At 43.4% G+C, this 25,927-nt stretch carries 27 protein-coding genes; all 27 read left to right on the top strand.

Features of this window, described 5'->3' with window-relative positions:
* Positions 1-5: 5 nt before the first annotated feature.
* The 27 genes from fsa to atpG all read left to right on the top strand — a co-directional run bounded on the left by fsa (position 6) and on the right by atpG (position 25,718).
* Positions 6-653, top strand: a complete 648-nt coding sequence (gene fsa, locus LZD48_RS06265) for a fructose-6-phosphate aldolase (RefSeq protein WP_235761885.1) — start codon at positions 6-8, stop codon at positions 651-653.
* Between the two features lie 134 nt (positions 654-787).
* Complete coding sequence (gene murA, locus LZD48_RS06260; protein ID WP_235761884.1) at positions 788-2,074, top strand: UDP-N-acetylglucosamine 1-carboxyvinyltransferase; 1,287 nt, start codon at positions 788-790, stop codon at positions 2,072-2,074.
* Between the two features lie 90 nt (positions 2,075-2,164).
* Positions 2,165-3,139: a class II fructose-bisphosphatase gene (gene glpX / locus LZD48_RS06255; RefSeq protein WP_235761883.1), complete on the top strand. Its 975-nt coding sequence runs from the start codon at positions 2,165-2,167 to the stop codon at positions 3,137-3,139.
* 338 nt (positions 3,140-3,477) lie between these two features.
* Positions 3,478-4,767: a transcription termination factor Rho gene (gene rho / locus LZD48_RS06250; protein ID WP_235761882.1), complete on the top strand. Its 1,290-nt coding sequence runs from the start codon at positions 3,478-3,480 to the stop codon at positions 4,765-4,767.
* A gap of 248 nt (positions 4,768-5,015) precedes the next feature.
* Entirely contained in the window at positions 5,016-5,261 is a 246-nt protein-coding gene (locus LZD48_RS06245; protein WP_188855793.1) for a type B 50S ribosomal protein L31, read from the top strand.
* Positions 5,262-5,738: 477 nt separating this feature from the next.
* On the top strand, positions 5,739-6,362 hold the full coding sequence (locus LZD48_RS06240; protein ID WP_235761881.1) for a thymidine kinase: 624 nt from the start codon (positions 5,739-5,741) through the stop codon (positions 6,360-6,362).
* 444 nt (positions 6,363-6,806) lie between these two features.
* Positions 6,807-7,877, top strand: coding sequence for a peptide chain release factor 1 (gene prfA, locus LZD48_RS06235; RefSeq protein ID WP_235761880.1), 1,071 nt, complete (start codon positions 6,807-6,809; stop codon positions 7,875-7,877).
* A 1-nt stretch (position 7,878) separates the two neighbouring features.
* Positions 7,879-8,736 carry a peptide chain release factor N(5)-glutamine methyltransferase gene (gene prmC / locus LZD48_RS06230; RefSeq protein WP_235761879.1) on the top strand — a complete coding sequence of 286 codons (858 nt, stop codon included), beginning with the start codon at positions 7,879-7,881 and terminating at the stop codon, positions 8,734-8,736.
* A gap of 84 nt (positions 8,737-8,820) precedes the next feature.
* Positions 8,821-9,450: a stage II sporulation protein R gene (gene spoIIR / locus LZD48_RS06225; RefSeq protein WP_235761878.1), complete on the top strand. Its 630-nt coding sequence runs from the start codon at positions 8,821-8,823 to the stop codon at positions 9,448-9,450.
* 64 nt (positions 9,451-9,514) lie between these two features.
* Entirely contained in the window at positions 9,515-9,916 is a 402-nt protein-coding gene (locus LZD48_RS06220; protein ID WP_235761877.1) for a GNAT family N-acetyltransferase, read from the top strand.
* Between the two features lie 235 nt (positions 9,917-10,151).
* The gene (locus LZD48_RS06215; RefSeq protein WP_235761876.1) at positions 10,152-11,165 is read left to right on the top strand and encodes an L-threonylcarbamoyladenylate synthase; all 1,014 of its coding nucleotides are present in this window, start codon (positions 10,152-10,154) and stop codon (positions 11,163-11,165) included.
* 314 nt (positions 11,166-11,479) lie between these two features.
* On the top strand, positions 11,480-12,031 hold the full coding sequence (locus tag LZD48_RS06210) for a manganese efflux pump MntP (RefSeq protein ID WP_235761875.1): 552 nt from the start codon (positions 11,480-11,482) through the stop codon (positions 12,029-12,031).
* A 106-nt stretch (positions 12,032-12,137) separates the two neighbouring features.
* Positions 12,138-12,296, top strand: a complete 159-nt coding sequence (locus LZD48_RS06205; RefSeq protein ID WP_235761874.1) for a hypothetical protein — start codon at positions 12,138-12,140, stop codon at positions 12,294-12,296.
* Positions 12,297-12,413: 117 nt separating this feature from the next.
* On the top strand, positions 12,414-12,863 hold the full coding sequence (locus LZD48_RS06200; protein ID WP_305082616.1) for a low molecular weight protein arginine phosphatase: 450 nt from the start codon (positions 12,414-12,416) through the stop codon (positions 12,861-12,863).
* 6 nt (positions 12,864-12,869) lie between these two features.
* On the top strand, positions 12,870-14,159 hold the full coding sequence (locus tag LZD48_RS06195; protein WP_235761872.1) for a methyl-accepting chemotaxis protein: 1,290 nt from the start codon (positions 12,870-12,872) through the stop codon (positions 14,157-14,159).
* Between the two features lie 20 nt (positions 14,160-14,179).
* Positions 14,180-14,620 (top strand): ribose 5-phosphate isomerase B, encoded by a 441-nt coding sequence (gene rpiB / locus LZD48_RS06190; RefSeq protein WP_235761871.1) that lies wholly within the window; start codon positions 14,180-14,182, stop codon positions 14,618-14,620.
* Positions 14,621-14,669: 49 nt separating this feature from the next.
* Positions 14,670-15,236, top strand: coding sequence for a TIGR01440 family protein (locus tag LZD48_RS06185; RefSeq protein ID WP_235761870.1), 567 nt, complete (start codon positions 14,670-14,672; stop codon positions 15,234-15,236).
* A gap of 56 nt (positions 15,237-15,292) precedes the next feature.
* On the top strand, positions 15,293-16,546 hold the full coding sequence (gene glyA, locus LZD48_RS06180) for a serine hydroxymethyltransferase (protein WP_235761869.1): 1,254 nt from the start codon (positions 15,293-15,295) through the stop codon (positions 16,544-16,546).
* 178 nt (positions 16,547-16,724) lie between these two features.
* Positions 16,725-17,354 (top strand): uracil phosphoribosyltransferase, encoded by a 630-nt coding sequence (upp, locus tag LZD48_RS06175; protein ID WP_235761868.1) that lies wholly within the window; start codon positions 16,725-16,727, stop codon positions 17,352-17,354.
* A gap of 329 nt (positions 17,355-17,683) precedes the next feature.
* The gene (locus tag LZD48_RS06170) at positions 17,684-19,831 is read left to right on the top strand and encodes a S8 family serine peptidase (protein WP_235761867.1); all 2,148 of its coding nucleotides are present in this window, start codon (positions 17,684-17,686) and stop codon (positions 19,829-19,831) included.
* Positions 19,832-20,371: 540 nt separating this feature from the next.
* On the top strand, positions 20,372-20,755 hold the full coding sequence (locus LZD48_RS06165) for an ATP synthase subunit I (protein ID WP_235761866.1): 384 nt from the start codon (positions 20,372-20,374) through the stop codon (positions 20,753-20,755).
* A 139-nt stretch (positions 20,756-20,894) separates the two neighbouring features.
* Positions 20,895-21,617 carry a F0F1 ATP synthase subunit A gene (gene atpB, locus LZD48_RS06160; protein WP_235761865.1) on the top strand — a complete coding sequence of 241 codons (723 nt, stop codon included), beginning with the start codon at positions 20,895-20,897 and terminating at the stop codon, positions 21,615-21,617.
* Positions 21,618-21,661: 44 nt separating this feature from the next.
* A complete protein-coding gene (gene atpE / locus LZD48_RS06155; protein WP_235761864.1) occupies positions 21,662-21,868 on the top strand; it encodes a F0F1 ATP synthase subunit C in 207 nt (68 codons plus the stop codon).
* A gap of 94 nt (positions 21,869-21,962) precedes the next feature.
* Complete coding sequence (gene atpF / locus LZD48_RS06150) at positions 21,963-22,490, top strand: F0F1 ATP synthase subunit B (RefSeq protein ID WP_235761863.1); 528 nt, start codon at positions 21,963-21,965, stop codon at positions 22,488-22,490.
* Positions 22,487-23,032, top strand: a complete 546-nt coding sequence (locus LZD48_RS06145; RefSeq protein WP_235761862.1) for a F0F1 ATP synthase subunit delta — start codon at positions 22,487-22,489, stop codon at positions 23,030-23,032. Before atpF ends, LZD48_RS06145 begins: the two co-directional genes overlap by 4 nt.
* An 18-nt stretch (positions 23,033-23,050) precedes the next feature.
* Positions 23,051-24,562: a F0F1 ATP synthase subunit alpha gene (gene atpA / locus LZD48_RS06140; protein ID WP_235761861.1), complete on the top strand. Its 1,512-nt coding sequence runs from the start codon at positions 23,051-23,053 to the stop codon at positions 24,560-24,562.
* 295 nt (positions 24,563-24,857) lie between these two features.
* Complete coding sequence (gene atpG, locus LZD48_RS06135; RefSeq protein ID WP_235761860.1) at positions 24,858-25,718, top strand: ATP synthase F1 subunit gamma; 861 nt, start codon at positions 24,858-24,860, stop codon at positions 25,716-25,718.
* The last annotated feature ends 209 nt before the right edge of the window (positions 25,719-25,927 follow it).

Below are 25,927 nucleotides of genomic sequence, written 5' to 3'. Positions count from 1 at the left end.
TTACGATGAAATTTTTTATTGATACAGCGAATATTGAGGAAATCAAAGCGGCAAATGCTTTAGGGGTACTGGCTGGTGTAACGACCAACCCATCTCTAGTAGCGAAGGAAGGCGTATCTTTCCATGACAGACTTCGTGAAATTACAACAGAAGTAACAACCGGATCTGTTAGTGCTGAAGTAATTGCAGAAGATGCAGAAGGTATGATTGAAGAAGGGAAAGAATTGGCGGCAATCGCGCCGAATATTACGGTTAAAGTGCCTATGACATTAGAAGGTTTGAAAGCTGTAAAAGCATTCAGCGACCTTAATATTAAAACAAACGTTACCCTGATCTTCAACGCGAACCAAGCACTTCTTGCAGCTCGCGCAGGCGCAACCTACGTATCGCCATTCTTAGGACGCCTTGATGATATCGGTCATAATGGAATGGATTTAATTGCGACAATCGCAGAAATCTTTGACCGTCATGATATCAAAACAGAAATTATCGCAGCATCTATTCGTCACCCGCTGCACGTCACAGACGCAGCACTAAACGGTGCACATATTTCAACGATTCCTTACAATGTACTCGAGCAACTTGTGAAGCATCCGCTAACAGACCAAGGAATTGAACGCTTCTTGGCTGACTGGAACAACGCAAACAAATAGTATAAAATCGAAAAACACAGGAAAGATAAAAAGAATGGGAATCTGTTCATTCGGAGTGAACTTGAGGCCGGGATATCTACCTCTGGCCTTAAGAACAGATTTCAAATAGCCTCATTTAGGAGCGAATAGAAGATATGCAGAAAATATTAATTGAAGGTGGACATCCGCTTAACGGAAAAATAAGAGTAAGTGGCGCAAAAAACAGTGCAGTCGCATTACTTCCAGCAGCAATTTTAGCCGACTCGGAAGTAACGATTGAAGGCCTGCCAAACATATCCGACGTACACACCCTAAGCGACCTCTTAGAAGAAATCGGCGGAACAACAACACGAAACGGGAATGATATTACAATCAACCCGGAAAACATGGTAGCTATGCCGCTTCCAAACGGAAAAGTGAAAAAACTCCGTGCTTCTTATTATTTCATGGGAGCAATGCTCGGCAAGTTTAAAAAAGCCGTCATTGGCTTACCGGGTGGATGCTATCTTGGACCAAGACCGATTGATCAGCATATTAAAGGCTTTGAAGCATTAGGGGCAACCGTCACGAATGAACAGGGAGCCATTTACCTTCGTGCCGAGGAATTGCGCGGTGCAAGGATTTATCTGGATGTCGTCAGTGTCGGAGCAACGATTAATATTATGCTTGCAGCGGTGAGGGCAAAAGGGAAAACCGTAATTGAAAATGCGGCAAAAGAACCCGAAATCATTGATGTAGCAACCCTCCTCAGTAATATGGGCGCAAAGATCAAAGGCGTCGGAACCGATGTCATTCGTATTGAAGGGGTTCCAAGTCTGAGAGGCTGTACACATACGATTATCCCTGACCGGATTGAAGCAGGTACATACGTAATCGCAGCAGCAGCGCAGGGGGAAGAGGTCATTATTGACAATGTGATCCCTCAGCATATCGAGTCACTCATCGCCAAGCTGCGCGAAATGGGCGTCATCATTGAGGAAAGCGATGAACAACTTCTAATTAAACCATGTAAAAAGTTGCACAGTGTCGACGTCAAAACGTTGGTTTACCCTGGATTTCCAACCGATCTCCAGCAACCGTTTACATCTTTGTTGACGAAAGCCGAAGATACAGGTGTTATTACAGATACGATTTATTCCGCTCGTTTAAAGCATATTGATGAATTAAGGCGCATGAACGCTGTTATCAAAGTAGAAGGCGGTTCGGTCATTGTCTCTGGTCCAGTTCAGCTGGAAGGGGCAAAGGTGAAAGCATCTGACCTGCGAGCAGGCGCTTCCCTGATTATCGCTGGTTTAATGGCTAACGGAATTACAGAGATTACTGGAGTAGACCATATTGATAGAGGTTATGAACAGATCACAGAGAAACTTTCCGCTCTTGGTGCCAGTATCTGGCGCGAAGAAATGACAGAAGAAGAAATTATCCAATTGCAGAATTCATAGTGATTGATTTCTGTTCTGTAAAGTCTTTTGATGAAAAATAAAATTTCCCTTTGGGATGAGGATATTTTATTGAAGGGGAGAGGACAACAGATGGAAAGAAGTTTATCAATGGAATTAGTTCGAGTAACAGAAGCAGCTGCACTATCATCCGCCCGCTGGATGGGAAGAGGCGAGAAGAATGACGCAGATGATGCCGCAACATCAGCAATGCGAAATGTCTTCGATACGATTCCGATGGAAGGGGAAGTCGTTATCGGAGAAGGAGAAATGGACGAGGCGCCAATGCTCTATATTGGAGAAGAACTCGGTACTGGAGATGGTCCTGAGGTAGATGTTGCTGTCGACCCATTAGAAGGTACCGCTCTAGTTGCCCATGGCTCCTGGAATGCACTGTCCGTCGTTGCGATTGCAGATAAAGGCACACTGCTACATGCCCCGGATATGTATATGGATAAAATTGCAGTCGGTCCGGCAGCAGTCGGGAAAATAGATATTAACGCTCCTGTCATCGATAATTTACGAAGTGTAGCCGAAGCGAAGAATAAAAAAATCGAAGACGTGCTTGTCACGGTGCTTGAGCGTCCGCGTCATGCCGAGCTCATTCAAGAAATCCGTGAAGCAGGTGCCAGGATTAAAGTGATTGCAGATGGTGACGTAGCAGGTGCAATTAATACTGCTTTTGATTGGACAGGTGTTGATATTTTACTCGGAAGCGGTGGTGCCCCGGAAGGTGTACTTGCAGCTGCTGCATTAAAATGTCTCGGCGGTGAGATTCAAGGGAAACTGCTGCCGAAAAATGATGAAGAACTTGCTCGTTGTAAAACAATGGGAATTGAAGACATCAATAAAGTATTCAAGATGGATGACTTCTGTAAAGGAGATGACGCTATCTTCGCTGCAACTGGTATAACCGATGGTGAATTGCTGAAAGGTGTCCAGTTCAAAGGATCCAAGGCAACAACCGAAAGCGTCGTCATGCGTGCAAAGAGCGGCACTGTCCGTTTCATCCAAGGCGAACACAGTCTGATTAAAAAACCGAATCTAGTAATGAATGATACTGAATAGAACTTGAAATATTTAGGAAGAGGTTGTGACTAGAATGGAAGTCTCAACCTCTTTCCTCCTGATTTTCCCCAAAAGAAAATTTTCAGCAAAAGAATACTGTAAATGGACGAGATGATGTTGAATAATCTACTGCAAACGTGTAATATAAGAGATGTTTAGAACACATGTTATTTGGTTATTCTTATCAATAAGAATGAAAGCTAGCCAGTCGCACACTTCCAATCTTACTTCCAATTTTCTTTTCATTTCTTCCAGGAACACCATTCAACCATAGAAATGGACATAATATATAACAATAAATAGTAAACCAAAGACAAAAGAATAGGCGTGATATATGTATGGCGGAATTAACAATTTCCCAGTTAGAAACAAAAACATTAAAAGAATTATATGCACTAGCCAAGGAGTATAAAATTTCCTACTATGCGAAATTAACGAAAAAAGAACTTATCTTTGCCATCTTAAAAGGGCAAGCGGAAAAGGATGGTTTCTTGTTCATGGATGGAATTCTGGAAATCATCCCGTCGGAAGGATTCGGTTTCTTGCGTCCGATCAACTATTCACCGAGCGCAGAAGACATTTATATTTCAGCTTCCCAAATTCGTAGATTCGATCTTCGGAATGGGGATAAAATCTCTGGTAAAGTACGACCACCAAAAGAAAATGAACGCTATTACGGCCTGCTTCATGTAGATGCTGTAAATGGCGAAGATCCGGATTCTTCCAAAGACCGTGTCCATTTTCCAGCGCTAACAGCCCTTTACCCGGACCGATTTATGAAATTGGAAACAGAATCTAATAAATTATCAACAAGAATCATAGACTTGATGACACCAGTTGGATACGGGCAACGTGGCTTGATCGTTGCCCCGCCAAAAGCCGGGAAAACGATGCTTATTAAAGAAATTGCAAATAGTATTTCCAAAAACCACCCGGAAGCAAAGCTGATTATCTTGTTAGTGGACGAGCGTCCAGAAGAAGTGACTGATATTGAACGATCTGTTGCACCAGATGTCGATGTTGTAAGTTCTACTTTTGACGAAGTGCCGGAAAGTCATATTCGCGTCTCAGAACTTGTCTTGGAACGCGCAATGCGTCTCGTTGAGCATAAACGTGATGTTATTGTGCTGATGGATAGTATTACACGACTTGCCCGCGCATATAACCTTGTAATTCCGCCAAGTGGACGGACGTTATCTGGTGGTATTGATCCTGCAGCATTCCACCGTCCCAAACGCTTTTTCGGAGCAGCACGAAATATTGAAGAAGGCGGCAGCTTCACCATTTTAGCAACAGCCTTAGTCGACACGGGATCACGGATGGATGACGTTATTTATGAGGAGTTTAAAGGAACAGGGAATATGGAATTACATCTCGATCGTAATCTCGCAAACCGTCGCATTTTCCCTGCCATCGATATTCTTCGTTCTGGTACACGGAAAGAGGAATTACTTGTCGATAAAAATCATTTAGATAAAATATGGACGCTCCGCAGAACAATGCAAGATTCCAATGATTTTCTCGAACGCTTCTTGAAAAAACTCAAAAACACAAAAGCAAATGAAGAATTTCTTGCTGAAATGGAAGAGGAAATGAAGCGCAAAGGAATCAAACGGACGGAAAGATAAAGTGAAACTTCATGCAGCGGGGGCTTTCTCACCTTCCCATTTTGGGTTTCTTTTATGATTAAAGGTCGGGTATTACAGACCGTTAACGCGTGATAAATCATTCTTTAAGCCGCAAAAAAACATTGCAAACTTAAACTGATGCTGGTATAATTCTTTTATGTGAGTTTTGATAAGTTTTTTATCACTTATGACGGCTCTTACAATAACTCTGTTTCCACAGGATTCAGGGCAAAAAGGAGTGGAATGAAATGAAAAAGGATATTCATCCAGAATACCGTAAAGTAGTTTTTCTTGATACAAGCTCAGATTTCAAATTCTTAAGCGGCTCTACAAAAGAGTCTAACGAAACGATTGAATGGGAAGACGGCAACACGTACCCACTAATCAAAGTTGAAATCAGCTCAGACTCCCACCCGTTCTACACAGGCAAACAAAAAGCCGATCGCGTAGGCGGACGAGTAGACCGATTCAAGAAGAAATATAATATGAAATAATAGAAGGCTGAGGCGACTGTTTCTAGGAGCCGAAGCTGGACTAGTAAAAAGGTAAGGCGACTGTTTAGAAACAGACGCATAAGCAAAGGGACCGAAAAGCGGGCGAACTTTCCCGCTATTCGAGTCCCTTGCTTATGACGGCAGTTTCTAGGAGCCGAACCTAGATTAGTAAAAAGGTAAGGCGACTGTTTAGAAACAGACGCATAAGTAAGGGACCGAAAAGCGGGTGAACTTCCCGCTATTCGAGTCCCTTGCTTATGTCTCGAGTCACTAGCTCTTGAACCAAGATTGATATTAACTAAAAAGACAGGCAAAATGTCGAAAGCCAATTTGCCTGTCTTTTTATTTTTAAAATTGTTAAATCCTACCCTACCCTAAATAAATTTAATATTTTTCTCCAACAGGGTTAAAATACACGTCAAATTGGTATACACTTGTATAAGCAATCTGTTAACGCAAGAAAAGAGGTCAACGAACATGTATATGATGAAGCAAAGCGGCTGGATCGAAGTGATTTGCGGCAGCATGTTTTCAGGAAAATCAGAAGAACTTATACGCCGGATTCGCCGTGCCACCTATGCAAATATGCAGATTCGCGTGTTTAAACCGGCAATTGACGACCGGTATGATGAAGAGTCTGTCGTATCCCATAACGGAACGACAATTATGGCTCGTCCAATCAAACATGCAGAAGATATATTCAAGTATGTCGACGAAACGGTTGAAGTTGTCGGCGTCGATGAAGTGCAATTTTTTGATGAATCAATCATCGAGGTAATTAATGAACTTGCCAATCGCGGCATCCTTGTCATTGCGGCCGGACTCGACACCGATTTCCGCGGTGAACCATTCGGACCAATGCCAAGATTAATGGCGATGAGCGAATATGTGACGAAACTCAACGCCATCTGCCCGATTTGCGGATCACCTGCAACGCGCACGCAACGATTAATCAATGGAAAACCTGCTTCCTACGATGATCCGGTCATCCTCGTTGGTGCCTCTGAATCTTACGAACCAAGATGCAGACACCATCACGAAGTACCGAACAAACCGAGTAGAATGGGTTTCGTTAAAAAGTTAATAAATAGCACAAAATAGAGCATTTCGTTATGCTCTTTTATTTTTGTTTGAATGAATTTCATTAGTTTTAGTGAAGATATTTTTAATTGGCTGGAATTATCAATATTATTGTGCTTCGCTTGATGAAGCAGGATCTAAACACCCGAATAGATCCGATTCGCGTCTTACTTCGGTTGATTGAAAGGTTCTAAACGCCCGAACGAGCTGCCAAGCGCATAGCTTTCGTTCATTACAAGTGCTCTAATCACCCATACAAGCATGCCTCGCTCTTACTTCAGTCGATTAGAGCACTAATAATTGCCGTAAAGAAAAGCCCATACAACTTCGCGTCGTTTAGAAGCAGTAATATTCAATCAACCACACCCGCCAATCGTTTATCACCGCCTGCAATTTAAAAATATTTTGACCAACTGTATTGGGTATACTATAATTAGAGTGTTAATTCAAAAAGAGGTGTTCGTGATGTTAGATCGCTTACAAGCGTTGGAAGATCGTTATAATAAATTGAATGAATTATTAAGTGACCCGGAAGTTTCAAGTGATCCGAATAAATTGCGTGATTACGGAAAAGAACAATCTGACCTGGAAGATGTTGTTCAAGCATATCGGGAATATAAAGGTTTATCGACGGAGCTTTCTGATGCGAAAGAAATGCTCGAAGATGACCTCGATGGCGACATGGAAGAAATGGTGAAAATGGAAATCGGTGAACTGGAAGAGCAGATTGTGCAATTAGAAGAAAATATGAAAGTCCTCCTCTTACCGAAAGACCCGAACGATGGCAAAAACGTTATCATGGAAATCCGCGGAGCAGCAGGTGGGGACGAAGCTGCACTTTTTGCCGGTGATTTATACCGGATGTATTCGCGTTATGCGGAAGAAAAGGGTTGGAAGACGGAAGTGATGGAAGCGAACTCGACAGGTGTCGGCGGCTATAAAGAAATCATTTTCATGATTAATGGTAAAGATGTTTATTCCCGTTTAAAATATGAAAATGGTGCCCACCGCGTGCAGCGGGTTCCGGAAACAGAATCCGGCGGCAGAATCCATACTTCAACGGCAACGGTAGCTGTTCTTCCGGAAGCAGAAGAAGTTGAAGTGGAAGTCCATGATAAAGATATCCGTGTTGATACATTTGCCTCAAGTGGCCCGGGTGGACAAAGTGTTAACACGACAATGTCAGCTGTTCGTCTTACTCACGAACCGACCGGGATTGTCGTCTCGATTCAAGATGAGAAATCACAAATTAAAAACAAAGAAAAAGCGATGAAAGTCCTGCGCGCAAGAATTTACGATAAATATCAGCAAGAAGCGCAAGCCGAATATGATGAAAACCGTAAATCTGCGGTTGGTACAGGTGACCGTTCAGAGCGGATCCGGACGTATAACTTCCCGCAAAACCGTGTAACCGACCACCGTATCAGTCTGACGATTCAAAAACTCGATCAAATTCTTGATGGGAAACTCGATGAATTCATCGAAGCACTTGTTTTAGAAGAACAGACAGCAAAATTAGAGCAAATTGGTGAATAACATGAAGTTAAAACAATATGAAGTCCTGAAATGGGCTTCTCTTTTTTTAGAAGAAAATAACCGGGAAGCTCGAGTTGCCGAGCTGCTCCTCCAGCATCATCTTGGTTTTACCCGATCAGCATTTTTCGCAAATATGCGCGAAACGATTCCGAGTGAAGTGTATCAAGCTTTTCAAACGGATTTAGAAAAGCATGCCAATACAGGCATTCCATTACAGCATCTTACTGGATATGAAGAGTTTTATGGCCGGCGTTTTCAAGTGAACGAATCCGTCCTCATCCCCCGTCCGGAAACAGAAGAACTCGTACAGCATACGATTAGAGCGGTAACTTCAAGAGAGAATCAAAAGGTAAGAATCGTTGATGCAGGTACGGGAAGCGGGATTATTGCGATTACACTTGCACTTGAACTTCCGGAAGCCGAAGTGATTGCAACTGATATTTCACCGGAAGCACTGCAAGTGGCACAAACTAATGCAGCGCGACTCGGAGCAACTATTACGCTTATGGAAGGTGATTTTTTACAACCGCTCACAGATGAACAATTGCCTGTGGATATCCTTGTTTCAAATCCGCCTTATATTGCTGAAACGGAACGGGAAGAGCTTCATGACACGGTAAAAAACTTTGATCCTGAACTTGCGCTTTTCGCAGCAGATGACGGGCTTGCGGCATATAAAAAAATGATGAAACAAGCAACAACACTCATGAACCGAAATAGTTTAATCGCTTTTGAAATCGGACATATGCAAGGTGAGGCAGTGAAACAACTTGTGGAGGAAAGTTTCCCTGGCAGCAATGCGGAAATCGTGCAGGATATTAACGGTAAAAATCGTATCATTATGGCAAAAATCAAATAAAAGACTTTTTACTAGAATACTAGTTTAAATTTTCGTTTCTCTGGTCATACTGTGGATAATTCAGTTGAAAAAGGGGTACCGAAAATGAAAAAACTAGTATTTTTTATTTTTATAATAACGATATGGGGCACAAGTCTTGCGGGATGGACTCCCGAAGAATATCAAAAATATCAAGAACATGAGGAAACGCTGGATTATCAAGTGATTCCTGACGAAGCGATTCGCCTCCGTATTCTAGCAAACAGTGATCAGGAAGAAGATCAGCAAATCAAGCATAAGGTAAGAGACGAAGTTAATGAAGTAATAAGCAGCTGGGTGGCAGAAATTACGGATATCGGGGAAGCGCGGGAACTCATTCAAGAGCGTCTGCCTGAAATCGATCAGCTTGTCGAGGAAGTTTTGCAAGCTTCCGGTGAAAATAGGGAGTACACGGTAGATTACGACAGCAATATTACATTTCCAATGAAGCTCTATGGCGATTATCTTTATCCGCCGGGTGAGTATGAAGCGATTTTAATTACACTTGGTGAAGGTGATGGTTCCAACTGGTGGTGTGTGTTATTTCCCCCTCTCTGTTTTCTCGACTTCTCCTTCGGGACAACAGTAGAAGCAAAAGACGGCGAACCAGTTTCTGAGCCTGAACTAGAAGAGGAAGAAGCAGAAGAAGAGACCGAGGTTAAATTTTTCCTTTTTGAATGGCTTGGTTGGTCATAGTTTCCCTGCGTTACGCATAATATGTCAGAAAGGAAGTAAACAAATCTAGTAGAGGTGAATCGAAATGAAAGTAATGCCCGTCAAACACGCGACTTATGAGCAGCTGGATGAATTTCTAAGCAGGAATGAACGCCTCGATAAACCGTTACTCTTTGATAAGGGATTTGTTGTAGAGATAGGTGGGCAAATTGAGGCGAGCTTTATTCTGGATGAGCTCGATTCAGGTGGATGCTGGTTAAAACAGCTTTATATTACACAATCACATGCTGCAAAATTGCCTATTTTACTGGAAACAATATTACAAATCGCCCGTAAACAAGAAGCAGGGACCGTATATGTCCACAGTCATCAACCGGTTGTGGATATCCTGCTTGAGTCGCTTGATTTCCAACCGGAAAAAAATAAACAGATTATCCCTGAAAGGCCTATAAAATCAGGGTGTTGGTGGAGTTACCAAGTCTCATGAACAATTGTTTTCTTTTCCACATTTTCTTGTGTATAACTTGTTGATAACAACCATTTAAATTTTAAAAACGTTTATATCGCCCCTTATTTTTAATAGATTCCTGTGGATAAATCTCCACAGGATATTTTGTGGATAAGTGGCAGTTTATACAGCAGATTGCACAATGGGAAAATATCAACTAAACTAAGAAACATAGTAGCAAAGGTTAATGAAAGAGAAACGAGGATTTAACAAAATGGAAACGAAACGATGGAACATACAACGCGAAACGGAGATAAATAAACAATTCATAAGCGAGGCTGCTGCACTCCTAAGAGCGGGAGAGACTGTTGCTTTTCCAACGGAGACGGTATATGGCCTCGGGGCGGATGCAACAAATCAGTCAGCTGTTGCGAAAATATTTGCAGCGAAGGGCAGACCGCAAGATAATCCGCTTATCGCCCATGTCGCAAATGTGGAACAATTTCAACAACTTGTGGATAACCTGCCCGATTATGTGGATGATCTAATTGCTGCCTTCTCGCCCGGCCCGCTAACATATGTGGTAGAAAGCAATGGGGTTTGTGCGGAAAATGTGACGGCCGGTCTATCCACAATCGCTGTGCGTATCCCAGATCACCCGGTTGCCCTCGAGTTGCTTCGAGCCTGTAATTTTCCAGTCGCTGGTCCGAGTGCCAATATTTCCGGTAAACCAAGTCCGACGACAGCAGACCATGTATATGAGGATTTAACTGGAAGGATTGCTGGGATTGTAGACGGGGGACCTACAGGGGTTGGCGTGGAATCAACCGTCATTTCCTGCCGGGAAAACGATGTCGTCATTCTACGCCCAGGCGGAATTACGAAAGAACAGATTGAAAAAATTGTCCCTGTCACGGAACTCAGGAATGAAATTGTGGATAAACCAGCTTCTCCTGGGATGAAATATAAACATTATTCACCAGATGTTCCGCTTTGGCTTGTGGATGGCGACACAGAAAAAATTCAAAAGGTAATCGCTGAAGAGAGGGAAAAAGGAAAAAAAGTGGCACTTCTCGCACGTGATGCGATACTCGAACTTGTCGAGGCGGATGTAAGCTTGAGCCTCGGATCCAGTTTAGAAGATGTTGCAAATAAGCTCTATGATAATTTACGGAAAATCAAAAAGTCTGATGCAGACTTAATGGTTTCCGAAGTTTTTCCCGAATCGGGCATCGGACAAGCGATCATGAACCGCTTGAAAAAAGCGATGACAGCTTATATCTCATAATTTAGTTGTAATTAATGAATTTCATAATACGTATTTAATGCTTCACCATCACCATATGTAGTTGAGTTGGTTCGTTGCCAACTACATACGGTGATGGGAAAGCCGACTTTGGTAATGATGAAATTCATTCGTAATAGAAACGTAAAAGTATTGTGGATAACTAATATTGCAGGAAATAGCACGTTCGCACCGCGCTAAAACATTGCCGAATTGTATTCCTTCTTGCGTAAGCTGCTGCCTCCTTTGTTAATTTTCCACATATCCCCCCTTGGACATGCATATAGTGTATAAGCATGTCCAAGGGGGGATTGTTGTTGGGCTTTTCAACTGGCGAACTTGTCACGCTTATTTTCATGGCTCAAGCTCTTGCGCTTGATGCCTTTTCGGTCTGTCTCGGGCTCGGCATGCAGCAGATCCGGTTGAAACGTATTCTGTGGATAAGCTTAGTCATCGGGGCGTTCCATATTTTCATGCCATTCGTAGGAATTCTCATGGGAAAAATGGTAGCAGGGCCATTTGAAAGCTATGCTCAGCTGATTGGCGGAGCGCTTCTTGTTTTCATCGGTGCTCAAATGTTTTTTGGCGCTTTTACCGAAGAAAAGAAATTGATTATCCAACCTGCTGGGTTTGGTCTTCTTATTCTCAGCTTTACCGTAAGCCTGGATAGCTTCACAGTCGGCTTTGGTTTAGGGATTACTGGAGTCCATGTTGTACTTGCTCTTATATTATTCGGTGCTTCCAGTGCATTGCTTTCTTGTTTGGCCTTATTAATCGGGCGCCGCGTCCAAGGATTCCTGGGAAGATACAGCGAACTCCTTGGCGGAAGCATTCTTTTCGGATTCGGGCTATTTGTCCTACTCGCATGAAAAGGGACAAGGGGTCCGTGCATTTATCCTGCAAATGCACGGACCCCTTGTCTGATTTCTCTGTCCGTGGCTTTCGGATTGTGGTATATTTATAGGTAGATAGTAAGTGTTACCAAAGGAAGTTTCACTTTATCGCAGTGTAACGGGCTGTAAATTTTCCACATCAAGATATGGAAGAAACTTCTTATATCTGAATGAATTTCATAATTACCAAAGTCGGCTTTTCCATGGTGAAGCATTAAATACGTATTATGAAATTCATTAATCCAAGTGGGAGATCCAACAGCCCGTAACGGCCCGATTCGTTCAACTAACCTTCAGTGAGGGAAAAAGAACCCTCACTGAAGGAAGTTTCACTTTATCATTCTTGGGGGTAAAAGAAATGAATATTTTATTTGTTTGTACAGGGAATACGTGCCGGAGTCCGATGGCAGAAGCGATTTTGCGTGATAGATATCCACAGGTTGAGGTCCAATCAGCGGGAGTTTTTGCTGCAGACGGGGCATCTGCTAGTGACCATACCTATCAAGCGCTTGAGGAGAATGGTATTACACTTGATCACCGTTCCCAGCCAGCTACAGAAGAATTGCTCGAATGGGCAGAACTTGTTCTCACGATGACGAGCCAGCATAAACAACTGCTCACCATGGAATATCCGGATTTTACAGAGAAGTTGTACACATTGAAAGAATATACAGATGAAGAAAGTCACGACTACGATATTTCCGACCCATACGGTGGTGACTTGCACGCATACCGATCGACTCGTGCAGAGTTAGAAGATCAAATCGACCGCCTAATTGAAAAAATAGAATCAATCAAGGGGGAGTAAGGGCAAATGGAGAGGAAATATTCATTCAGTATCCGTAAGAAGCTCGTTTTATTTACGATATCATTAGCGATTATTACATACAGTACTTCATTCGTTTTTATCTTTTTCCTATATGACTTTTTCCAAGATTATATCCCATTCAGTCTGGAGTGGTTCACCGTCATTACCTTTATACTTGGAATCACGTGGTCGGGAATCCTCGCCTTTTTCTTCGCGAGCCTCATTACGAAACCAATTGAAAAATTGGAAAAAGCAGCAACAATTGCAGCGGAAGGTAACTTGAACCAAACCGTGCAAATTCCGAAGTCAAATGACGAAATCCGCGGCCTGGCCCTCTCATTTAACGCCATGCTGACGAATTTAAATAGTATCGTGCAAAATATTGATGAAAATTTTGACAAGACGAATCAAGCGGTTGTACAAATGAAGGAATCCTCAACCACCGCCCACACCCATTCCCAGATGATCGGGACATCGATCAGCGAGATTTCAAAGGGTGCGGAAGATTCATCGGTAGCAATTCAAAATACAGCGGAATCGGTCGAAATCGCCTCTGACCTTGCTATAAAAGTCCAAGACCGGGCAAGTGGGTCAAAAGGTAAATCCAATCAAATGCTTGGCACATTGAACACGACGAAGCGGGTTGTGAGCAGCCTCATTTCTGGCATCGACCGGATTGCAAAAGAACAGCAAGTATCCTTAACGAGTGTTAACAATTTAAAAGAAAATGCGATTCAAGTCGAAACCATCATCTCGATGGTTGGTGAAATTGCCGAACAGACGAATCTCCTTGCACTTAATGCCTCCATTGAAGCAGCGCGGGCTGGAGAACATGGACAAGGCTTTGCCGTTGTTGCAGAGGAAATCCGGAAGCTCGCTGACCAAAGTGCTGGAGCCGTTCAGCAAATCTCAGGTCTTATCGGTTCGATTCAAGTAGACGTGAAAAATGTTGTCGAAAATATTAATCAAAATGTCGTTTTTGCCAATAACGAAGCGAAAAATGGCGAACAGACGAACGAGACGTTTGAAGAAATGTCCAGTTCTGTTATGGAAGTAGCAACTGAAATTGAAACGATTTCCCAGCTTGTCGACAAACAGTTACAATCAATTCAAGATACGAGCCGTGAATCCCAGGAAGTGGCAGCGATTGCGGAAGAAACTTCAGCCGGTGCCGAGGAAGTGAACGCAGCAATCCAGGAGCAGGTGGCAAGCATTGAAGATGTCGACCGCCTTGCAGCAGAGATTGAAGAACATGCAAATCAACTGAAGAAACAAATTCGGCAATTCCAACTTTAAAAAAGAAAGGAAGAAACAATATGAAAGTTTTAATAACGGGTGACCATGCAGGTCTAACATTAAGAAGTGAAGTGGCAGATTTAATGGATGAAATGGGAATTGAATACGAAGACGCCGGAGCAAGCTGTACAACTTCTGTCGATTATCCGGATTATGCGCTGCCAGCAGCAGAACGAATTGCCAGTGGAGAGTTTGACCGCGGAATTTTCATTTGTGGGACGGGAATCGGCATGTCAATTGCTGCGAATAAAGTAAAAGGGATTCGCTGTGCTTTAGTGCATGATGTATTCAGTGCCCGCGCAACAAGAGAACATAATAATTCCAATGTCCTTGCGATGGGGGAGCGTGTTATCGGTCCATCCCTTGGAAGAGAGATTGCCAAAGTTTGGCTCGAAACCGAATTCCAAGGAAACCGTCATGCAAAAAGAATTGAAAAAATCCATTCCTATGAAGGCGAATAAGTAGTATAGTAGTAGCATGGTTGTTTTTCTGAAAAAGGAGGAACCTAAAATGACGTTAAACGAACAAGTAAAAACTGATTTAGGCGAAATCGTCGATGAATGGCTTGCGACTGAGTATTTGCAGGAAGATGAGCTTTTCGTAATCGGTTGTTCCACAAGCGAAGTGGCAGGGAAAAAAATCGGTACAGCAGGTACAGAGGATATTGCCGCCCGCATTTTCAGAGAATTGAACCGTTTAAAACAAGAGACGAAGATTCAGCTTGCTTTCCAGTGCTGTGAACATTTAAACCGTGCTCTCGTTGTGGAGCGGGCTGCTGCTAAAGCATTCGCCCTTGATGAGGTAACGGTCATACCTGTTCCGGAAGCTGGCGGCTCGATGGCATCTTTCGCCTATAAACATATGGATGACCCAGTCGTCGTTGAATCACTTAAGGCAAAAGCCCATGCCGGGCTCGATATTGGTGAAACGATGATTGCCATGCATTTAAAACCGGTCGTTGTACCTTTGCGCTTCAGTAAGAAGTATATCGGGGAAGCCCGAATTGGTCTTGCACGGACGAGACCGAAATTAATTGGCGGTGAGCGTGCCGTTTATAAAGACAGTCGAAGCAATTAATGGAAGGATATATGTCCTTTTCATCATATTTATCAACTTACAGGGGGGACTCTACAATGGAACAAGTGAAGCAAACCGGATTAGAGCATACGGATCCGGAATTATATCGAGCAATTGAGGATGAAAAGAAACGTCAACAAGACAACATCGAACTCATTGCTTCCGAGAACTTCGTATCAGAAGCAGTCATGGAGGCAATGGGATCTGTCTTGACGAATAAATATGCGGAAGGTTATCCGGGGAAACGTTACTATGGCGGTTGTACGTATGTCGACGTAGCAGAAGACCTCGCACGTGACCGTGTGAAACAACTTTTCGGAGCGGATCATGCGAACGTCCAGCCACACTCCGGAGCACAGGCAAACATGGCTGTTTATTCAGCGATTTTGAACCCTGGAGACACCGTGCTTGGAATGAACTTAAACCATGGCGGTCACCTCACCCACGGAAGCCCAGTTAACTTCAGCGGGAAATTGTATAATTTTGAAGAGTATGGTGTAGATGAAGAAAATGAACAGCTCGATTATGACGCTGTTTTAGCTAAAGCAAAAGAAGTAAAACCGAAGCTGATCGTGGCCGGTGCAAGTGCTTATTCCCGTACAATCGATTTCAAGAAATTCCGTGAAATCGCGGATGCCGTCGATGCTTACTTGATGGTTGACATGGCTCATATCGCTGGTCTTGTTGCTGCGGGTATTCATCCAAACCCAGTACCGCATGCCCATTTCGTAACGACGACAACACATAAAACGTTACGCGGCCCACGTGGAGGTGTCATCCTTTGTGAACAAGAATTCGCGAAGAAAATCGACAGCTCCGTATTCCCTGGCATGCAAGGAGGTCCATTAATGCATGTTATTGCAGCAAAAGCTACTGCATTCAAAGAAGCATTATCCGATGATTTCAAAGGATACGCCAAACAAGTTGTTAAAAACGCTGCAGTCTTTGCAGAAGAATTATCAAAAGCAGGTGTCCGTCTCGTTTCTGGCGGTACAGATAACCATCTCTTGCTGCTCGACGTGAAGCCACTTGGATTCACAGGTAAAGATGCAGAAGAAGTGCTCGACAGCGTATTAATCACAACGAATAAAAACACCGTTCCATTCGACACGGAAGGACCGTTTATCACGAGCGGTGTCCGTATCGGAACAGCTGCTGTCACAACGCGCGGCTTCAAAGAAGAAGAAATCAAAGAAGTTGCAGATATTATGGTTACAGCACTTAAGAACCACGAAAACAAAGAGGTTCTTGAAGAATTAAAACAGCGTGTCCTCAGCTTGAACGCACGTTTTCCGTTATATAAGAATTAATAAACAACCGAGGAAGGGATGATCCCCTCCTCGGTTTTTGTGCATCAATATCCCGGAAAATATTGCGTCCTGAAAATTAATTCAACATTTTCTCGAAATCACCTAATCCGACTTGAATAATTGATTGTTTTTCTGTATACTTTTAGAGATTTGAAAACTTTAAAGGAGTGATCTGCAATTGAGTAGAGTATTCGTATTAGATCATCCGTTAATTCAACATAAATTAACGAAAATCCGTGATAAAAACACAGGCACCAAAGAATTTCGTGAACTAGTTGATGAAGTTGCCATGTTAATGGCATTTGAAATCACAAGAGATCTTCCTTTAATGGACGTGGAAACAGAAACGCCTGTAACCGTTGCGAAAACAAAAGAACTTGTTGGGAAAAAGATCGGCCTTATTCCAATCCTTCGCGCCGGACTTGGAATGGTTGAGGGAGTACGTAAACTAATCCCTGCAGCAAAAGTAGGACACGTTGGACTTTACCGTGATCCCGAAACATTAAAGCCGGTCGAATATTATATCAAGCTTCCGTCTGATATTTCGGAGCGTGAACTGATCGTAATCGACCCGATGCTTGCAACAGGCGGTTCAGCAAACGACGCCATTCATTCACTTAAAAAACGCGGTGCGAAACATATCAAACTCATGTGCTTAATCGGTGCCCCAGAAGGTGTCGAAGTTATTAAAGAAGACCACCCGGACGTTGACATTTATCTAGCTGCAATCGATGAAGGTTTAAATGAGAACGGCTATATTGTACCAGGCTTTGGTGATGCTGGTGACCGTTTATTCGGTACGAAGTAAACAGGAAGTATGCAGGCTCTTGTAAAGGGGATGCATACTTTTTTCTTTAGCTGTTTTTGGTTTGGGGAAGAGGGAGAGGCTGGAGCTATCAACAGCCATCGTTAGCTAGCTATGATGAGTCCAGTCGTTTTTAATGCCTCTTATTGCCCGAACTCGAGCGTTTCCACTCCACTCGGTAGTTGACAATTATTCTTATCACCTTAACCCGGCTTCCTCTTCCGTACCCAGTCTTTTATAACCGCCACTCCCGTCTCCCAGCTCAAAAAAACATACATATATTTACACTTTTATTAAAAACTAACCCTATCATAATAAAAGGAGCGGCCAACATGAGAGGGATTATTTTTTTCTTAATCGCAAGCTTCTTCTTTCTCCCCATTGTCCAGGCAGAAGAACTGGAAACAGTCATTATCGAAGTGGAAGGAGACGCAGAGGTGCACGCGGACTATATCAAAAAATATCATCCATTTATTGAAGTCGTCGCGACTTATTCGACTCTTTTCAATGGGATTGCCTTACAAGGAAAACCGCAGCAACTCGAGCGTCTGCACACAGCTGAGTTCATAACTGGCATTCATGACGTGCAGACTTACAAAGCAGAGCCGGTCCGTTCGTCAGGACAACCGCAAACACAGCAAGCAGGCGAAGTGCCCGCTCATGCTCATACAGGGAAAAATATCAAAGTTGGTGTCATCGATACTGGAATTGATTACACGCATCCCGATTTAAAAGATAATTTTGCAGGTGGCTATGATCTCTTTGATTTGGATGAGGATCCGATGGAAACGATGCCTGGAGAGGGGATGCCGACGAGTCACGGGACACATGTTGCGGGGATTATCGCGGCAAATGGCAAGTTGCAAGGCATTGCCCCCGACGCATCGCTCTATGCTTACCGCGCACTTGGTCCGGGTGGATTTGGTTCGACTGTTCATGTGCTTGCTGCTCTGGAACAAGCGGTAAAAGATGAGATGGATGTAATCAATCTTTCCCTTGGAAATGAGGTGAACGGTCCTGATTATCCGACAAGCTTAGCCGTTGATAAAGCAGTAGAACTCGGTATCCCCGTCATCATCGCAAATGGCAACAGCGGGCCTGCACCGTGGACTGTCGGAAGTCCGGCAACGGCAAAAAATGCTTTAGCAGTCGGAGCGGTTCAAGCTCCTACCGAGATGCCGTATCTTTATCATGCACAAGAAAAGCAGGAGATTTCCTTAACCGCGATGCAGGGCGCCCCGGCCTGGGAGCTTGCAAAAGATTATAAGCTCATTAATGCAGACGAAAATAGGACAGATCTTAACGGGAAAATTGCGCTGTTCAAACGGAGCGAGATAACCTTTCGCGATCTTGCATTAAAGGCCCAGGAAAATGGAGCGGCAGCTGTTTTAATCTATAATAACGAGCCTGGTGAACTACATGGAGGCTTGGATAATGAAGACGGGGCAGTAAAAATCCCAGTTGCCGGAATCACGCAAGAAGACGGGGAATGGCTCACGGAATATACTGGGACATATATCGACACCGTTTATGAATCTCTAGATACGACAATCGCACCTTTTAGCTCGCGTGGGCCCGCAACGGTTAATTGGCAGATCAAGCCGAATGTAGCGGCGCCTGGAGCTGCAATAAACAGCACCGTGCCTGGAGGCTATGAGCATTTGAGTGGAACGAGTATGGCAGCACCGTATGTCGCAGGAGCCGTTGCGCTACTGAAAGAAGCCCATCCAGACTGGAGTGTAGATAAAATTTATCATGCTTTGGAAACGACGGCAACACCACTTCAAACTGAAACCGGTGAATTTCAGGCACCTTCTATCCAAGGACATGGCGTCATCCAACCGCATCAAGCAATCGAAGCCCCAACAATCATTTCAAATGGGACGCTTGAAGCTGGGAAGATAACGGATCGCCGGGAAGAAAAGCAATTCACCATCCAACTGGAAAACCGCACATCAGAAACCCAGCAATTTACATTTGATGTTCCAAAAAGGAAGCAAGGCATGGAATGGAAACTCCCTTTATCCTTTAAAATCGAGCCGCATGCAACAGAGGAAATAAAAGTCGCGTTAAAGGTTACAAGCCCCAAGCTCCTAGAAGGGATTCAGGAAGATTTCCTTACATTAAAGGAACAAACAGAAAATAAAACCTATCATTTACCATATCTTTTCGTGAACCAATCCGCCGACCAGCCGAAAATAGCCGGAATTGAATTCAGTCTGAAGCCGTTCAGCGATGACATTTACAGTTATACCCTTTATACGACTGAAGAACTGCAACTCGTGTCGATTGATTTATATGACCCGGACACTTTAACGTACCGCGGGAATTTACTGGAGTTAAAAGAACCCTCAGTCGGAATGAACGAAGGCGAGATTCCAAGCTACAAATTAGCACCAGGAAACTATCTTGGCATCATCACTGCCATCAACAATGACAAAGAAATCGAAACAACGGAAATTCCCCTTCATATCGAATGAAAACGGGACGCTGGGGTCGCAGGCAATGTCCCACGCGGACAACGCCTCCGACCCCAGCGTCCTATTCATTAACCGAACATCTGGAATGTTAAAAATATGTTCACAAAAACGTCATATTCGTTGTGCGGGATTTCCTTTATAATGATAGGGGATTAAAAGCAGTGTGGCAGGATTATTCCGAAATGGCAGGCCTTGGAAACGTGATGGAAAATGAATGTCTCGTATTGCAGAAATTAATTGACAATGACCGTTACAGTAAGGTAAACTAACTTAGTGTGAGTATGGGCATTTTTCGATAATTATTCGTTAATTTTTCAAAAATTTGTCTGAATTTGTTAAAAAACATACAGATAGGGAAAACGATATTGTTGCCCTTTTTACAAACTCACAAGTACATAAGTATAGGTCGCTGATTCTTGCAAGTTTCTGGCAACTGGAGGTACATCACCTTCTGCTATCGGGTAGAAGAACTGCGCCTCGCAAGTGGGAAATGTTCATTACCTGCCTGCGCATGTTTCACAGTAGGAGCGTAGAATACAAATGAATGAATTTGAAAGTATGATAACGCGCCAACGTAAATGGATGCTCTATTTACTGGCACTTTTAGTGCTTGGAGTTGGATTTCTTCCCTATACACGGGTTTTTAACGGACTTCTGTTAGGAGGGGCAATCAGTTTTTACAATTTATGGCTGCTCCAGCATAAGACAAAACAACTCGGTGATAGTGTGGCAGAATCAGGTGAAGCACGTGGTGGGTTGGGAACGTTCTCAAGAATGGCGGCAGCAGTACTAGGTGTGCTTATCGCAATTCGCTATGAGGAAAACTTTCATATTATTGCTGTAGTCATTGGTTTGATGCTATCGTACGTCATACTCGGTCTTGATGGAATGCTTCGTTTTGTATTTAACAAAAAATCAAGATAACTGCACTACATACTACCTGCAGCTGTAATATGTAGGTTTTAAGGCGGGTATTTAAAATATCCGCTCAATCGCAACTTGACTGTCACATTCAAAGGACAGTCAAATGTTCGAAAACCATCGATGTAAAGGGGTGATAATTTTGGATCATACAGCTCCAATAGTTGAAGATGTTTTTGGAATCTCCTGGCTCGACTTTAACCTTGCCAACGTATTCATGCTTGCAGTTGTATCCATTCTAGTCTTTATCGTAGTTGTATGGGCAACTCGCAGTCTCCAAATGAAACCAACAGGAAAGCAGAATTTCATGGAATGGATTGTCGAATTCGTTAGAGGTGTAATTAGCGATACGATGGATTGGAAAACTGGGAAAGTTTTCATGCCGCTGATTCTGACACTAGCATTCTTCATCTTGTTTGGTAACATAGCAGGGATTGTAACAATTGGTGTCGTTGGAACAGACCTATGGTGGAAAGCACCAACTGCGGACGCAACCATCACATTAACATTATCAACCATGGTTATTGTCTTGACGCATTATTATGGTATTAAGATGCGGGGGACAAAGCATTATTTCAAGACGTTTTTAAGTCCTACGCCGATTCTGTTGCCCCTTAAAATAGTCGAGGAGTTTGCAAACACGTTAACATTAGGCTTGCGTCTATTTGGAAATATGTATGCAGGAGAAATTTTGTTAGGTTTGCTTATTGGATTAGCAACAACTTCAGTTTTAGGCGGCGTTTTAGCAGCATTGCCAACACTTGCCTGGATGGGCTTCAAGCTCTTCATCGGAGCAATTCAGGTATACGTATTTATCATGTTATCAATGGTATACATGTCTCATAAAGTGAGCGAAGACCATTAAATAAAAAACAATTTAGGTTTACTATAAAAAGGAGGAAATTGTAAATGGGAGCTTTAGCAGCAGCAATAGCAGTTGGACTAGCAGCATTAGGTGCGGGTCTAGGTAACGGGATGATCGTTAGTAAAGCACTGGAAGGTATTGCAAGACAGCCAGAATTGAAAGGTTCACTACAAGGAACAATGTTTATCGGGGTTGGGGTAGTAGAAGCGATTCCGATTATGGCAGTAGTTATTGCATTCATGGTTCTTTAATAAGTTTATGATGGCGGGGATCGGATATTGGAATCTTCGCCATTCCTTTATGTAGTGAAAAGATGAGTTAGATACCGTTAAAGGAGTGAAATCAGTGCATTCATATGTTGACTTTATGACTCTAGGAGCATCGGTCGGGGGACTGCGAATTGGAGATATGTTAGTTACCTTAATCTTCTTCTTAATCCTGATGGTACTGCTGAGAATATTCGCATGGGGTCCCCTCATGAATATGATGGAAAAGCGTGAGAATTATGTTGCAAATGAGATCGATGCAGCAGAGAAAAGCCGCGCAGAAGCAGAAAAGGATGCAAAAGCCGCCACCGACCAGCTTAATAGTGTAAGACAGGAAGCACAGAAGATTATTGAAGATGCGAAAACTGCCGGTGTAAGACAAGAGCAGGACATCATCGAATCTGCTCGCGCGGAAGCCGAGCGTATTAAAGAACAAGCGCAGGCGGATATCCAAAATGAAAAAGAGCAGGCAATTCAAGCGCTTCAAGCACAGGTTGCTTCCCTATCTGTGTTAGTGGCAAGTAAAGTAATTGAAAAAGAAATCAATGAACAAGACCAGACGGAATTCATTAACGACTACATTAAAGAAGTAGGAGAAGAGCGATGAGTGAAATCGTAGTAGCCAAGCGTTATGCAGATGCTCTTTTTCAACTAGCTTTAGAAAAGTCCATATTGGACCAATTGATGGATGATGTAGAAGTCGTCCGTGACGTCTTTCAAAATAATGAAGAATTAAATGCATTCCTATTGCATCCAAGAGTGAATGGGGAACAAAAAGAACAGCTTGTAGCAGCAAGCTTCAAAGGCTTACATACAGATGTCGTTAATACGGTGAAACTCCTCGTACAGCGCCATCGTACATTGCTTATTCCCTCCATTGTTGAAGCGTTCATTAAACGAGTGAACGAAGCAAAAGGAATTGAAGTTGCAACTGTCTATTCTGTCCGCGAACTGACCGCTGATGAGAAGCAAAATTTGAAAATATCTTTTGCTGAACGAATCGGTAAAACGACCCTCGAATTTGAGAATATCATTGATCCGTCCTTAGTAGGCGGCATTAAAATTCGTGTCGGGAATACGATTTATGACGGTTCAGTCAGTGGGAAATTACGCCGGATTGAGCGGAAAATTGCAGTAGCAAACAAATGATGATAGGGGTGAAATGGTATGAGCATTAATGCAGAAGAGATTAGTAAGCTGATAAAACAGCAAATCGAAAACTTTGAAACGGATATCGAAGTTTCAGATGTTGGAACAGTTATTGAAATCGGGGACGGGATTGCACGTGCACACGGCCTTGAGAATGCAATGGCTGGAGAACTACTCGAATTTGAAAATGGAGTCATGGGGCTCGCACAGAACCTTGAGGAAAGTAACGTAGGTATCGTTATCCTCGGTGAATATATCGGCATTAAAGAAGGCGATGAAGTTCGCCGTACAGGAAGAATCATGCAAGTACCAGTTGGAGAGGAGCTACTGGGACGCGTTGTCAACACATTAGGTCAGCCAATCGATGGTCAGGGCCCAATCAATACAACAAAAACACGTCCAATTGAAGCAGCTGCTCCAGGAGTAATGGACCGTCAATCGGTATTCGAACCATTACAGACAGGTATTAAAGCGATTGACGCGCTTGTACCAGTAGGACGCGGACAGCGTGAGTTAATCATCGGTGACCGTCAGACTGGGAAAACAACGGTAGCAATCGACACGATTATTAACCAAAAAGATCAAGACATGATCTGTATTTATGTTGCAATCGGACAAAAAGAATCCACTGTACGTTCTACAGTTGAAGTCCTTCGCCGCTACGGCGCACTAGACTATACAATTGTTGTATCTGCTGGTGCATCTGATCCGGCACCATCCCTCTACCTTGCACCATATGCAGGTGTAGCAATGGGTGAAGAATTCATGTATAACGGAAAGCACGTACTCGTTGTTTATGATGACTTATCGAAGCAAGCGACAGCATACCGTGAACTTTCCTTGCTACTGCGCCGCCCGCCAGGACGTGAAGCATTCCCGGGAGACGTATTCTATCTCCACTCCCGTCTGCTTGAGCGTGCAGCAAAATTGAGTGATGCACAAGGTGGCGGTTCTTTAACTGCACTGCCATTCGTTGAAACGCAAGCAGGAGATATTTCTGCCTATATTCCAACAAACGTAATTTCCATTACAGACGGACAAATCTTCTTACAATCCGACCTATTCTTCTCCGGTGTACGTCCGGCGATTAACCCAGGTCTATCTGTATCCCGTGTAGGTGGAGATGCGCAAATTAAAGCGATGAAGAAGGTTGCAGGTACACTGCGTCTTGACCTTGCCGCGTTCCGTGAGCTAGAGGCCTTCTCTCAGTTTGGTTCAGACCTTGATGCGGCAACACAAGCCAAGCTGAGTCGTGGGGAACGTACAGTTGAAGTGCTGAAACAAGGGCTGCATAAGCCACTTGCGGTAGAAAACCAAGTAATGATTATCTATGCACTTACAAAAGGTTTCCTCGATGATATTCCAGTGGAGGATATTGTCCGCTTTGAAGATGAAATGAACATCTGGCTCGCTACGAACCAGAGTGAACTACTAGAAGAAATCCGTACAACCGGACAACTTCCAGATGCAGAGAAGATGGATGGTGCAGTGGCAGCATTCAAGAATACATTCTTGCCATCAAAAGCGTAGGTGACCGTTTAGGGATTCACGGACTGGACTGGGATGAAGGAAGATAAGGGAAACACGCAGACCAGCGGGAGTCGATGTTGACTTTTCACTACTTGGGTATAAGTGCGGCTCGGCCTCATGTCTTAGCCAATCGGCAAGTCTACTTTATCGACCGGAAGCCCAGGAAGTTCGGGAAGTCCCTGGTCACCGAAGCTAGTCGAACTAGCGTAAGCAACTGATTGAAAATATAATCCGGGGTCCGGTGAATGTATGTGCCGGCCCTCTCCATATCACTGCGAAAGGGTGGTGAAATAGCTTGGCATCACTAAGAGATTTGAAAGCACGAATTGACTCTACAAAAAAGACAAAGCAAATTACCGCTGCGATGGAAATGGTATCTGCTTCTAAAATGGGGAAAGCAGAACGTAACGCGAAAGGTTTTGGCCCTTATAGCGACAAGATTCAGCAAGTTGTCGGCAGTATTGCCAACAGCCACACGGATGTCTCGCACCCAATGCTGACAAAACGCAACGTAAACAAGACTGGTTATTTGATCATTACATCAGACAAAGGTCTTGTCGGAGCGTATAACAGTCACGTGTTACGGGACCTCATGAAGACGATTGAAGAGCGTCATAACGACCCATCGGAATATACCCTCATCGTCATGGGATCAAAAGGCTTTGAGTTTTGTAGAAGACGTAATTTACCAATTGCCAAAAGTATTCTCGGTGTTGCAGATCAACCGGAATACGCTGAAATTAGAGAACTGGCCTCTGAAACCGTGCAAATGTATACAGATGGGGAAATTGATGAATTAATCATTTTCCATAACCATTATGTCAGTGCAATTTCACAGGTTGTTACACAGAAGCAGTTACTACCGATAGAAGATATCGCGGAGCATGGAAATGCAAACAGCGAATACGAATATGAACCAAATGAACAGAAAATTTTAGATGTATTGCTCCCACAATACGCAGAAAGTCTGATTTTCGGTGCATTATTAGACGCAAAAGCGAGTGAGCATGCGGCAAGTATGACTGCGATGAAGAGTGCGACTGATAATGCGAATGAATTGATCGACGACCTATCACTCGCATATAACCGTGCACGTCAAGCAGCAATTACACAAGAAATCACTGAAATTGTTGGTGGAGCAGCTGCACTTGAATAACAAAGGCGGAAGCGTCCTTATAGGCTAAGTACGCGATCGTCTTCGCAACGCCTGTACTAGCACATTCAGTAGTCGCAGCAACGTACAAACTGTGCCTTCCAGGACGGGAGGTAGTTCGATGTTGCCTCAGGACGTGGCTATCGCTGGAAATTTAAGTTATTCACAGCATTTTATTTTATAGTTTTCTAAGTTCGAGAATTTTGTTAGGA

The sequence above is a fragment of the Oceanobacillus alkalisoli genome (assembly GCF_021556485.1).
In the GTDB taxonomy this organism is placed as follows: Bacteria; Bacillota; Bacilli; order Bacillales; family Amphibacillaceae; genus Oceanobacillus; species Oceanobacillus alkalisoli.
Note: the sequence above shows the minus strand (reverse complement) of the source record. Positions and strands in the feature narration are given on the sequence as shown.